We start from the raw sequence: 13,568 nt of genomic DNA, 5'->3' as shown, positions 1-13,568 counted from the left end.
AAATTTACTGCCACTAGTAGACATTAACAATCTTAATTTTTAACCACAAAAGGAACAAAGAAAACAAAAGCTTTTTCGCTAAAGCGAAAAAAATCATTGTCTCTCCCTGATTTGAGGTGAGTTAGGAGTTTCGCTGAATAAATCATCATATATTTACACCATCACTTTTTATTCAAAAACGCATCTTAATTTGCAATAGTATTAAAGAAACTAAATGCTCCACAAAACCAAAGGCATAGTACTCGGACATGTAAAATATGGTGAAAGTTCACTCATCATTCAGGTTTATACTGAAAAATTTGGTATACAATCCTACATAGAAAATGGTGTCCGCAAGGCAAAAGCCAAGCATAAAATGGCGATTTTCCAGCCTTTAACTTTGCTCGATTTGGTGGTTTATAAAAAAGCCAATAGCAGCATTAACCGCATGTCGGAAATCAAAGTGAATCCTCCTTACCGCAGTATTCCTTATGAAATTATTAAATCTTCTATCGGTATATTTTTAGCAGAGTTTCTGAATCATATTCTCCGAGGAGAAGAAGACGAAAACCCTATGATGTTTGGGTTTATTCATGATAGTCTTACTTATTTCGACCAAAAAGAGGAAGGTTATATTAACTTTCATTTACAGTTTTTAGCCCAACTTTCTACTTATTTGGGCTTCAAGCCTTCAGGAGCTGTTGAAATTATGGATGAGGTTTCACATTATCATCCAATTAAATTAAGGCCAGATGAATTGGTGAAATTGGAAGAGTTATTAGCCAATGATTTAACTTATGATTTGAAAATCAATGGAGAACAAAGGCAGCAATTGCTAAAAGTTTTAATTCATTTTTACCAAATCCACAGCCATTCTTTCAAAGAAATAAAATCCTTGAGGATTTTACATGAGGTTTTGAGTTAAAAAATCCTAGTTTCATGGTAAATCGGTAGAACTATATTACTGCATTTTATTAGTTTAAAGGCACATTTTTATTGATTCATGTTGTCCCATAGAATAAAAATAAGCTTTAATTCTCCAGTTTTTGTTTTTAATACAAGCTTTATGCTTCATACTTTTTCCATTGATGAAAAAGTAAGTCGGCCAGAGGCTGACCAGCTATTGGCTGGCAATCCCGATAGTTATCGGGACTAGGTAAAATGATGCTACTTCCCGCAAATGCCAACGCAGACCCGCCTCCCGAAAGCTTTCGGGAACCCTCCTGCCCGCTTTTTCGCTTGAGGCGAAAGTTGGGGAGTTAGCTATTAATGAAGTCATCAAATAAACTCGATCTTATTATACCCTAATTTTAACCTTGTTTATGGATATTTTTAGAATATTTGACTAAAATATTTATATTTTAAATAACTAAGGTGTCCCAGCAAGGAAATCAGAAAATGAAAAATCCTTGAGGATTTTGCATGAGGTTTTAAGTTAAAAACTTGTGGTTATTTACACTCCTCTGGATTAAAATCACTATTGTTTTTTAGAGCCGAAACTTTTCCAAAGCGCTCAACTTTGGAAAAGTTAACTTCAGGAAATTAAAGTTTAAGCAAGGCTTTCAAAAAGCCCATATTCTCACCTTTTTCTTTTACGATCATTAAAGGAATTTCACTATCATAAATCACTACTTTTTCGGCTACGCTCCCTAGTAAGATAGAGGCAAGGCCTGTCCTTCCTTTTGAGCCCATTACAATCATATCCGCCTTTTGATCTGATGCAAAGTCGAAGATTTTATCTGCTGGCGAATCATCATCATCCAACACATATTGACAATCTAAATCTTCTGGGAAGTCATTTCTCTTAATAAAGTCATTAAAATCAGTTCTTGCATGCCCTTTCATAATGGTGGCAAACTCATCATAACTTTTTCCTGTCTTATGGTAGCCTGAAGGCACTCTAAATACATTAACAAGAGATAGTGTAATATTATTATCCTTTGAGATGGCTAAAGCTTCCTCTACCGCTAATTTTGAATGTTTTGAAAAATCTACGGATACCACTATCTTATTCAACTTGAAATTATAGCCCTCTGGAACCATCATTAAGGAAGTTTGAGCTACTTTAGCAATTTTCTGCGGCACTATGCCCCCGCCTTTCAATTTCCGCTTGCGGCCCATCACCATCATATCAATATCTTTAATATTGACCCATTTTAATATTTCTTCTGATGGATCGCCCTCCTTAATCTCAATAACTTTTTCACATTCGTAACCTGATTCCCAAGAGGATGCAACTACTTTTCCGATGGAATCCGCAATAGACTCATCACTTGGAGCCATCAAATCAGGATAGTTTTTTCTTAAGTCTTCTGGCAGTTCTAAATTTTTAGCGACATGAATAAAATACACTTTCTCACTTTTCAAAAATTCAGCTAAATGGGATGAGTATTTTACTAAGAGCTCATCCATTTCAGTTAAGTCAAGAGCAATTAAAAGTCTTTCTATTTTATACATTTTCAATTCAGTTTTTTTAAAAAAATCAATCGGTTTGGTAATTTAATAATTTATCTAACGAATTATAGCTGACATAGTGGTAATTTTGTCTAGCTTTTTTATAAATATTCAAAGCAAGCCTTTTACCGCTTTCTGTTTTAATCAGTTCACCGTATAGCGGCATTAAAAACTTTTTCCTTCCGGTATTAACTAAGAAGTTTTCCATAGCCCCGTAAGCATAGCGATACTCTTTTTTAATTGCTAATAAGAACCATTCTGTTAGTATTTCAGAATTACCACTTTCCGAGAAATTAAATTTATTATCCAATTCCTGTACTTGATCATACCCAATAGAATCAGGTAATTGATGGAAGAAATGCAGATATTCGTGCGTACTCCAATTTTGAGTTTTTAAAGTGTCAATATTTCCAGAATTCAACCATTTTTCAATGGATTGTGACACATTTTTAAACCGATCAGAATTCGGTTTTGGTAAGTTATCAGGTAAACCTGAGCCATAAACCCAATTGGCAAATAAACCTTTTGGCAATTCAATTTCATTTTTGGCAAATAAATATTGCTCTATATACAACAGGAACTGCTCAGTATTAATACTTTTAAAAGCATGTTCATTAAAATATTGCTTTAGAAAAGCATCAAATTTTTCCCGACCTACTAGCTCTTCAATATTTCTTAAGAAGAAATAGCCCTTATCATAAGCAATGGAAGTCATTCCTGCATCGGGATTCCTGTCAGCCAAATCTAATTTCAAATGGGTATCTTTTGCATTTCCATTGTCGACCAATTCTTTAGCTTCTTCCTTTAGTTCTTTATAAGAAATTGAGGCCAGCATTTCTGAATAATCCTTACCATAGAGTTCTTCCATTATGCGGTATTCAAAATAGACAGTGAAGCCTTCATTTAACCAGAAATCATTCCAAGTGGCATTCGTAACCAAATTACCGGACCAACTATGAGCCAATTCATGTGCAATTAAAGAAACTAAGGATTTGTCACCTGATAAAATAGTGGGTGTTGCAAAAGTTAAACGCGGGTTTTCCATACCGCCAAAAGGAAAGCTTGGAGGTAAAACCAAAACATCAAACTGCTCCCAACGGTATTTCCCGTATAGATTTTCTGCTGTCTCCAAAAAGGACTGTAGATCCTCTAAATCAGTAACTGCTTTTTCTAAAGTGGCAGGTTCGGCATAGATGCCTGTTTCGGCTCCCGTTTTATGATATTCTAAATTACCTACAGCCAAAGCCATCAAATAGGCAGGTATAGGATTGTTCATTTTAAAACTATAATTCCCTGTTGAATCAATCTCTTGTGGATTCTCAGCACTCATTAAAGCCAAATTTCCTTGTGGTACTGTCAGCTTGGCTTCATAGGTAAATCGAATGCCAGGAGAATCCTGTATCGGAATCCAAGAGCGGCAAAGAATGGCCTGAGACTGGGTAAACAAAAATGGCGATTCTCCTTTTGTTTGCTGAGCACTTAACCATTGCAAAGCTTCCGCCTCTGGAGATGTTTTATATTGAATGCTAATGGATTTGGCCTCCTTAGAAATAGGAATATGCAGTGCTTGACCTAAATTCTCAACTTTGTCTTTTATCTTAAAATCTACAGCATCATTTTCATTTTCCCATACCTTTTCAATTTCCAATTCTTTAGTGTCCAAAATAATTTCTTTGGCGTTGGGATATTTTCGGATATCGTAATGCGCTATTGCTTGGATAGTTTTAGTCTCAAAATCTATAGTTGCCTCCCACTTGAGGTGCGTAATGATAGCCTCATGAGGTTTAGCAAAAGAATGTGGGTCTTCTTTTTTAAGATTTTCGGTGGTAATTCTGTTGCTTTCCATTTCATTTTTTTCATTACAAGAAAAGAAGCCCAATATTATAAGAAATAATAAAGCTGTTTTTTTCATTTTTACGGATTAATTTTTAGGACAAATCCTTTAAGATCACTTAATTTTATAAAAAAATTAAAGTGAAGACTAAATTAGTGAATCGAAATTAGGTTACCTTATAACTAAATCATTAACTTTAATTAACACTTTAAATATTATTATTTAAAGTAAAAAAACTGATAACTGTCGAAATCTAGAACAAGATTTTGAAGTTAACGTAATTTGTTATCATATTTGGCGGTATATGTTTAGAATGTCAGGCACACATCAGCGACCCACTGTTGTAATAGATATTGAAAAGGGTTTTTTTGAAATTTCAGGTTCCTCTATCCCAGAGAATCCAATGGATGTATTTTCTCCAATTTTCGATCATTTGAATCGATATATGGAAAATCCATTGCCTGTAACAGAACTTCATTTTCGTTTAGATTACTTTAATACAAGTACTTCTAAACTAATGCTTGATATGATCCATAAAATGGAGTCATTAACGGATGAGGATGGTAAGGAAGTGAAAATTAAGTGGTTCTACCGAGAAGCAGATGATGATATGATGGAAATAGGAGAAGACTTTGCGAACCTTTGCAGATTGCCTATTGAGATTATTCCTTATAGTTAAAGCCCATGGTCCAAGCCCCCTTTAATTCCCCCCAAGGGGAAAGACGCACGGAATTTAGGTCTTAGTTAAAAGAAGTCTAATTCCAGATATGTCAGACATTTTAATGTCGGACATTTGGTGGCTATGAAAAAACACCCTATAATGCTCAAAGAGGGGAAATGCACAGAATCACTCTCGGTCTGACGGATTCCATAACAGAGCAACTAATTACTTGCAATCCCTCATCCAAACCCGTCAACTTACTAAAATTTATGCCCACAATCCGTCTGACCGATAATCTCGGAAAGCACTTTATAGCGGTTAGACGGAGGAAAACCGTCAAACCGCTTGAAAATTGGACTTAGCCTTTATCCCTTTACCTCAATGTTGTTAAGTTAACCTTGTATAACATTGAATCCTTTTTTTAGTCCTGAAAGGACGTCATATCATAACACAGGGTAAAGCCCTGTGTTACAAACAAACAACTCCAAAGCCCTGAAAGGGCGTAATATTGCACCCTTTCAGGGCTTTTGTAGCGTGGTTTCAAATATGTAGGGCTTCACCCTACTTTATAATATGTCAGCCCTTCGGGCCTAAAATGAAATATTAACCTATCTGATTGGAGGATTTAATCCTTAATATATATTTTAAATGTGCTGGGATTATTTCTTAAATTAACGAGATTGCTCACCAACTATCTGTCAAAGCTATTTGATAAGGCTTCCTAAAGAAAAAAGTCTGACATAAGCACGTAATTACTCTCGGTCTGACGGATTCCATAATAGAGGAATGAATTACTTGCAATCCCTCATCCAAACCCGTCAACTGACTAAATTTTGTGCCCACAATCCGTCTGACCGATAATCTCGGAAAGCACTTTATAGCGGTTAGACGGAGGAAAACCCTCAAACCGCTCGAAATTCCCCCATCAGCAGTCGAATAACACCTTGTTATCAACTACAGGATTTAGCCATAAAGATTAAATAAAATACAAATTAGAAAAACCCTTCTCTCTTCTATTAGCTCTAAAAAAGTGAGCAATGTGATACTAATCCTTCAAGTTAAAAAGCGAGGTTGCTTTGTAGCAATTTTCCCCCTTTGGGGGTTAGGGGGCTTCCCCTAAAAACAACTCCAACTTTTCAATGGTAACATGATCCATTACCACTATTTTATACCACTTTGGGTTTTGATGGTTATCAGGAATCAATCCATATTTTTTACAAATGGCGGGTTTTAAATATTGCGCTTTAATGGTGACAATATTCGCATCAGGATATCTGAAATATTCTATATTTTTATTAGCTAAGGCCTTACATAACCATTCTGTCCTGTGATTTAATACCAAGGTTTTCTCAAACCATCCATTTGGCCCATAGGTCATCAGGATCATCCAAATGGCAATAGCGTTGGCACCGGATCGCGATCCAATTAGGGTGAAATCTTGTCCTTCCACATAGCTGGCCTCTTGTGTATTCGCATAATGCATCCAGTTTTTACGGATTAAGAAAATTCCTGTGCCGTAAGGTGCTTGAAGCATTTTATGAGCATCTAATGTTATGGAAGTTACGTGTGGATTGCTAAAATTCAAATCATTTTCAGGCTTAGCAAAAGGATAGAAAAAACCTCCATAAGCACCATCAACATGAAGTTTAAAAGGCAAGTCCATTTCCGTAAAAGTATCCGTATAAATACTAACATCATCAACTGAACCAAACATGGTAGTCATCATATTGGCCATAATGATGAAATATTTTTTGCCATCAGCTTCAGCTTGTGCAATAGTTTTTTTCAGCTCATTTTTACTAATGGATCTATCATGCTCGTCCACAGCTACTTTATAGAAATCTATCTGCAATACATTGGAGGCTTTTGCAGAGGAATAATGTGCATCTGATGAACTGATTAAGGCGATTTCACTGAGTTTTGCTTGATGCTCTTGTTTATAGTAGTTTCGATAGATCCAAACTGCTTGCATGTTGGCTTCCGTTCCACCCGATGCCACATAACCATCATAATCACTTTCGCAGTATAAAATATCTTCTGCACAGATTTTAATCACTTCTTTTTCCAGCTCTTGAGTACCCTTAAAAAAGCTTTCTGATTCCCCAAGGGTATGGCATCCGATATGGTTGGGGTTATGAATTAAGGTGGATAAATAGGGCGCATCCTCCAAAAATGGGGCGTTTTGGTAGAATACCTTATCGTCCAAATGAGAAGCCGGTAATCCAATAATGTTTTCAGTATAATAATCTACATTTTCTGACAGGGCAGAAAATATCCTTTTTCTAATCTCTTGCTGAGATAGTTTTTTCCATTTTTGCATGAATAAGAAATTTTAATGTTTTTGAAATTGGTCAGATTCCTCGTGCGGAGATCTTGGAAAGGTGATACAAAAATAGGGAAATAAGGTGGGAATGCATAGAAAGCCTAAGGCTTTTTGAATTTCCCGCAGAGACGCGGTGGCGCAGAGTTTACGCAACGATAAAATGAAAATTCTTTGCGAGGTCGTTGCGGCTTAGCGTGAGTGACTTTTTCGGCTTTAGCCGAAAGCTAAGGTCGCTTGCGCTCCAAATATCTCTCGCAAAGGCGCAGAGGCGCTAAGTTATACGCAACGTTAAATGGTTATTTTCAAAAAGTAATTGAATCATCCAATCTAAATTCTTCTCAAATAGATAGGACGATTTTTTTATTTCTTTGAGTGGCCTTTGCGGCTTAGCGCCTTAGCGAGACTCGCATAAAGCCTAAGGCTTTTTTTATTATCTCGCCAAGACGCAATGGCGCAAAGTTTTACGCAACGTTAATCGTTAATATTATTTTTCTGAAAATAATTAATCTGTTCAACTTATCATTCTCAAGAATATTGTTCAAACCCTCAATTCCTAATTCCTTTGCGAGGTCGTTGCGCCTTAGCGAGAATCACTTCAAGCCTTTGGCTTGTTTTAGTTTTTTGGCTTTAGACGAAAGAATACTTTGTGAAAAATTATAAGCCATTGACTATTCTTTTGATACCATTTTTAAGCAAGTTTTCATTGAAATTTATAAGTAAGCCTAGCTTAAGGTCACTTAATTTTAAATATGTTAATAATTGCTTCTTATGAACATCTTTCAATTTTTCAACTGATTTAAGTTCTACTATAACTTGGTCTTCAACTATTAAATCAGCCTTAAAGCCCATTTCCAAAGTAAGATTATCCCAATTCACTGCAATTGGAACTTGTCGCTTAACTGCTAACCCTTCTTTTTGGATTTCATAGCTTAATACTTCTTCGTAAACGGATTCGAATATTCCTGGACCTAATTGCTTATGGATTTTAAAACTGCAATCAAGTATTGTTTGACTAATTTCGTTTTCGCTTAGGTTCATGGTTTTGGTTGTTTTAGATTTATTTTATTCTCTCGATGAGATCCCTTACGCTCTTTAAATTTCTCGCCAAGGCACAATGGCGCTAAGTTATACGGAACGTTTAAGAGTAATTTCTAAAAAATAATTGAATCATTCAATCTAAATTCTTCTCCTATAGATAGGCCGATTTTTTCATTTCTTTGCGTGGCCTTTGCGGCTTAGCGAGACCCGCAGCCAAGCCTTTGGCTTGATTTTTTTCTTCTTAGCTGAAAAGGACTAAAGCCTAAGGCTTTTTTTATTATCTCGCCAAGACGCAATGGCGCAAAGTTTTACGCAACGTTAATTATAATATTATTTTCAGGAAAATAATTAAGCTATGAAATCTATCATTCTCAAGGATATTGTTTAAACCCTCAATTCCTTTGCGAGGTCGTTGCGCCTCTGCGCCTTAGCGAGAGTAACCTCAAGCCTTTGGCTTGCCTGAGCGTGAATGTCTATTGAAAAATAATCTTTTTGACTTTTTCCTGGCCTTGGTAGCGGAAACGGAGGAAATAAATACCAGGACTTAGACGCTCTCGTTGGATTCGGAGCTCATTATAGCCAGCCTCCAAATCGTAATTGAATACTTTCACTTGTCGGCCGTTGCTATCCTCCATGCTGATGGTGAGCTTATCTTGCTCTGGGGTAATTACCGGTATGGTAAATTGATTAACAGCAGGATTAGGGAAAATTTCCATCACTTTAAAGCCGCTTTCTAAATTGATGCAGACCCTATTATTTTGAATATTACTATCGGTATATTCCCCTACCTTCGGACTCGCATTTATACAAATTTTGGATAAGCCCTTTAATTGATCTTCTGTTAATTTTAAACTTAAAGAGAAATTTCTGTTTTGCTCAGGATAAAGCGGAGTTTCCAAGCTTTCTGTTACGGAATAAGAACCCAAATCAATAGCTAAATCTATTCTTTCAGGCACTAAAGAGCCTCTATTGTTAATATTTAAAATAAAGGAAGTAAACTCATCATCTTTATTTACACGCAAATTGCTCAAAGACACATCTAAACTGGGCTCTTTCACTTTGATTTGCTCATAGTATTCATCCGTGCACCCAGCATCATTGGTAAGTAAAAAACCAAGCAAGTAGGTTCCTGCTTCTTCGATGACGTAGTTGAGCTCTGAAGTGGTGGAGATAGTGTCTCCGTTTAGGGTCCAGAAATACGTTGCCAGGTTGCCAAGTTGGCGGGTTGACAAGTTGGTAGTATCTGCTGTCTCTGTACTATTTTCTAGATACTCGCTACTTGCTACTTGATACTGATCAGCATTGAGGCTGAGCTCAAAGGGATAGGCTCCCACATTTTGTTCTAATTCAAAAGAGGCAGTTGGCGCTGGGCTTACTAAAATTGTTTTGCTGATCTTTTGTACACAACCTCCAATGGTTTTTACTTCAAGACTTACGGTATATTCCCCACTTTCCTCAAAAGTATATTGAGGACGGGTATCTGTAGAAATGACTTCTTCTTCTATACTCCATTTATAATTTTTTAAAGTATTCCCATTTAAATCGGTTAAGTTATTTAGCTGAAGCACCTCTCCTGCGCATGCAGTGCTCCACCCGAAATCTGGAATGGGTTGCTCTTTAATGCTTAAGGTTTGAGTAGTCGACTGACTGCAAAGGTTTTCATTCTCTTGTCGGTAAGTTAATTGGTAGGTACCAGCCTCAGCAAATAAATAAGAAAAATGGGTTGACTGACTACTTTCTACTATCTCGCCATGGCTATTTTGTAATTCCCAGAAATGAGAAATGATGCTAGTAGTGTCAAGTGGAGTAAAAAGCCTTGCTTGATCTAAGCAGGTTTCATCAAATTCAAAAGCAGCTTCTGGGGCTGTATTTACGGTAATCTGTTGTGAACCACTGCTGGTGCAACCATCGGAAGTAGTGACTTGTAAGCTAACATTGTAAGTACCTGCAGCTGGATAAGCAAATTGCGGATTAGCTTCTGTGGAAACATCAGATTGTGTTCCTGCAACTCCAAAATTCCAGAGATAATCGGTGATATTAGATTGATCCACTGTGACTTGCTCGGAAAATTGAGAGGGTTGACCCGCACAGGCCACATCCGAAAGGAAGTCAATTTCAGCCAGTGGCTGAATTTCTATCTGCTGCGTAATCGTGAAATCACATCCATTGGTAGTGAAAGCCGATAATTGCACCTCATAAACACCAGCAGTATCATAAAGATGACTTGGGTTGGCTTGAGTAGACTGAGTTCCATCCCCAAAATCCCATTGGTAGCTATCTAAAAAATCCCCCTGACTGGTATTTTCAAACTGCAGGATTTCTCCCAAACAATTATTTGATGTTTGAAATGCTACTGCTGGCCCTGGGTTAACTGTAATGATCTTGGTTTTTTCTACCGTACAACCTGCCATATTGATGCTTTGAATTACCGTATAATCTCCTGCCTCTGCATAAACATGCTCTGGATTTTCTTCAGTGCTAGTACTGCCATCTCCCAAATCCCAAGAGAAAGTGGCTTCGGTTGGTAGAGTAGTTAAATTATCGAAAACTATGGGTTTCTGGGAACATATACTGCCTTGGGCTGTGGCCTGAAAATCTGGGGTTGGTTCTTCAAATACGCTTACAGTATCTATAAACAAGTTATTACAGCCATTGGCATCAGTAACGCTTAATTTTACGGCATAAGTACCCGCACTAGCATAAGTATGACTTGGGTTTGCAGTAGTAGCCGAATTACTATCCCCAAAATCCCAATCATAGCTACTTATTGTAGCACTACCCTGACTTTCAAATTGAATAGGATTGGCTATGCACAAATTATCACCTATTGAAAAGCTGATATCGGGTGCTTGGTTGTTGGTGACGGTTATTTCTTTGGTGAGATTTGAATAAAAACCATTTGAATCGTTAGCTTTTAGTGATATAAGAGTCTGCCCTGGTTGACTAAATGATAGTACTGGGTTCTTACTCCAAGATATAGGATTATCTAAACTGCAATTACTAGGGAAATCAATTCTGTAAATTTTATCTCCAAAATTCGCATTATAACCAACCCATTGAGAATTAACTTTAATAAAATCTATGCCCCAATTTCTATTATCAGAATAAATATTACCGAAATCTACTGCAGAAGCAGTATTGCTAAAATCATCACCAAAATGAAATTTATATAATGGCCCATTTCTTGATTGTACAAATACATAAGCACTATCTATTTCTTTCACCATTTTTAATCCTCCAGGGTTATCCATATTTACACCAATTGGTGTACTTACATCGGAATACGTGGGTGAATTTGAAATACTTGAACCAAAATTAATTCGATATAATCTTTGATTATTTCTTGATACTAAGAAACCAAACCAATTGCTATTTTCTTTTTTAATATCTATGGATGTTAAGGCATTAGCACCTGAGACTGTGAATTCATCTTCTATTGGAGTAGTTGTTATATCAGAACCAAAATTTAATCTTAAATACGGATATTCACCACTCACATTATTTACAATAAAAGCAAAAATATTACCTGAATCAATCATAATTTTAACATCCATAGGTAAATTAAGATTCATAGAATTAGAGATGTCTGATATGATAGGAGTAGCCTCCAATGAATTGCCAAATTCTAATAGATATAGTTTATTACTGGCATAACCTGTCACCAATCCGTACCAATTCTCTCCGATTTTTTTTATATCGATACCAGAAGGATTATTTAAAATTGATGTCCCACCTAAGTCATTGTAAACAGGAGTGTTTTTAGGATTATTTCCAAAATCTAATCTATATATTTTATTGGTTGTACGACCAGCAATAAATCCATGAAAATTACCATTGTTTTCAATTATTTTTAGATGAAATGGAGCACCATAATTATTAGATCCTAAAGCTTGAGTCTGTGGAATGAATTCTAAATTATCATAAGAACAAAAATCCCATTTGTAGCTTACGGCATTTGTTGAAGTATTTTCTAATAAAAATTGCTCCTCTAAACAGACTTCGGCAGGCATATTAAAATCAGCATTAACTTGAGCAGTTAATTTATTGACTAGTATAAAAAATAAAAATACTAAGAGATAGCGCATTTAACTTTTAAAAATTCTAATCCATTTATTAATATAACTATTGAAATTTCTTTCTCTTAATCCAATTGTCCTTATTTTGGTTCTTGAAATAGTTGAAAGATTCTCAATTTTACCCAATGTAATCTCCTCAATGGTATTAAAAACACCACCAATATTTTCTTGCTCAGTTAAAATATAATCATCTGATATCCCAATAGGAATCAAAGTTGGTAATCCACAAGCCCAATATTCTCCATTTTTGATTGGGGATGAGAACCTTCTACTTGGAATTGGTCTTATGCCGCAAAAACCAATATCAGCTGCAGATAAATATTTACTTACTTCTTCTTTTTCTAAGTAGTTAGAATATACTTTTTGCTGAGAGATATTAAATTGATTTAGCTTTTGTTTAATCAACTCTTGAGGATGATTAGTAAATAAGAAAAAATGAAATTTATTTGAATCAAGCATTAGGCAATGTTTGAAAAAATTAAAAAGTTCATCTTCCATATACATCCCTCCAATTTTACCTAAATAAACAATAACAATTTGGTCATTCTTTATTTCTAATTCTGACCTTATTTGAGTTCGTGATTCTTCGTCAAAATAGTACTCATCCATATTTATACATGAGGGAATTGTATGAATATGATTTTCTATACCATTTTGACCCAATAAATTTTTATAAGCTGAAGTAGCAGTAATAATATGTTCAGCATGTTTTGCAATTGGTAGCTCCATCTTTTTTAAAAACCGATATTCCCAACTTGATTTTTGCCAAACACCTGATTCAAACATATAATCTGCATGAGGCTCAAAAGTATGGATGATGTGAGGCTTACCTGATAATTTGCTTAAATAGTGGCCAATTACTGCTCCGGGAAATCCTTCGGAAAAAATTTTAGTTGCTTTATATTTCCTAATTAGATTTAAGCAATATATTAAGCCAAAAGTAAAATCAAAAATTTTCTTAATCGGTTTAAAAGAACCCGAGTGCCAAGTAGTCCTTTTCCAGCTAATATTATAATTTACTAAATCAACTTCTATTTTTTTAATCTCATTTTTTGAAAGAGAAAATTGCTTTTGTTCCCAGGTAAGCAATACATACTTAAGGTTTTCATCTTGAACTGCCTTTAGGTAAGGTAATACAGCTGATTGAAAAACAGGATCTTTAAAACTATAATAAGCAAAAACAAATATTGTACTTTTCAAAAT

General features: G+C 35.5%; 8 protein-coding genes. 2 read left to right on the top strand and 6 right to left on the bottom strand.

Annotated elements, in window-relative coordinates; translation table 11 throughout:
* The first annotated feature begins 214 nt into the window (after window positions 1-214).
* Window positions 215-904, top strand: coding sequence for a DNA repair protein RecO (gene recO, locus ABWH96_RS00690; RefSeq protein WP_375579627.1), 690 nt, complete (start codon window positions 215-217; stop codon window positions 902-904).
* A 617-nt stretch (window positions 905-1,521) separates the two neighbouring features.
* Here recO and ABWH96_RS00685 read toward each other — a convergent pair.
* Both ABWH96_RS00685 and ABWH96_RS00680 read right to left on the bottom strand, forming a co-directional pair.
* Window positions 1,522-2,436 carry a universal stress protein gene (locus tag ABWH96_RS00685; protein ID WP_375579626.1) on the bottom strand — a complete coding sequence of 305 codons (915 nt, stop codon included), beginning with the start codon at window positions 2,434-2,436 and terminating at the stop codon, window positions 1,522-1,524.
* A 25-nt stretch (window positions 2,437-2,461) separates the two neighbouring features.
* Entirely contained in the window at window positions 2,462-4,345 is a 1,884-nt protein-coding gene (locus tag ABWH96_RS00680) for a M1 family metallopeptidase (RefSeq protein ID WP_375579625.1), read from the bottom strand.
* 235 nt (window positions 4,346-4,580) lie between these two features.
* Between ABWH96_RS00680 and ABWH96_RS00675 the strand changes: the two genes are divergently transcribed.
* Window positions 4,581-4,946: a DUF1987 domain-containing protein gene (locus ABWH96_RS00675; protein ID WP_375579624.1), complete on the top strand. Its 366-nt coding sequence runs from the start codon at window positions 4,581-4,583 to the stop codon at window positions 4,944-4,946.
* A 1,084-nt stretch (window positions 4,947-6,030) separates the two neighbouring features.
* On the opposite strand, the gene ABWH96_RS00670 is transcribed toward ABWH96_RS00675, so the two are convergent.
* The 4 genes from ABWH96_RS00670 to ABWH96_RS00655 form a co-directional block, all read right to left on the bottom strand.
* A complete protein-coding gene (locus ABWH96_RS00670) occupies window positions 6,031-7,248 on the bottom strand; it encodes a pyridoxal phosphate-dependent decarboxylase family protein (RefSeq protein WP_375579623.1) in 1,218 nt (405 codons plus the stop codon).
* 657 nt (window positions 7,249-7,905) lie between these two features.
* Window positions 7,906-8,289, bottom strand: a complete 384-nt coding sequence (locus ABWH96_RS00665) for a GxxExxY protein (protein ID WP_375579622.1) — start codon at window positions 8,287-8,289, stop codon at window positions 7,906-7,908.
* Window positions 8,290-8,762: 473 nt separating this feature from the next.
* Window positions 8,763-12,374 (bottom strand): PKD domain-containing protein, encoded by a 3,612-nt coding sequence (locus tag ABWH96_RS00660; RefSeq protein WP_375579621.1) that lies wholly within the window; start codon window positions 12,372-12,374, stop codon window positions 8,763-8,765.
* Window positions 12,375-13,565 (bottom strand): hypothetical protein, encoded by a 1,191-nt coding sequence (locus ABWH96_RS00655; RefSeq protein WP_375579620.1) that lies wholly within the window; start codon window positions 13,563-13,565, stop codon window positions 12,375-12,377.
* Window positions 13,566-13,568 lie beyond the last annotated feature (3 nt).

The organism is Marivirga tractuosa (assembly GCF_042140215.1).
GTDB classification, from domain to species: Bacteria; Bacteroidota; Bacteroidia; order Cytophagales; family Cyclobacteriaceae; genus Marivirga; species Marivirga tractuosa_A.
Note: the sequence above shows the minus strand (reverse complement) of the source record. Positions and strands in the feature narration are given on the sequence as shown.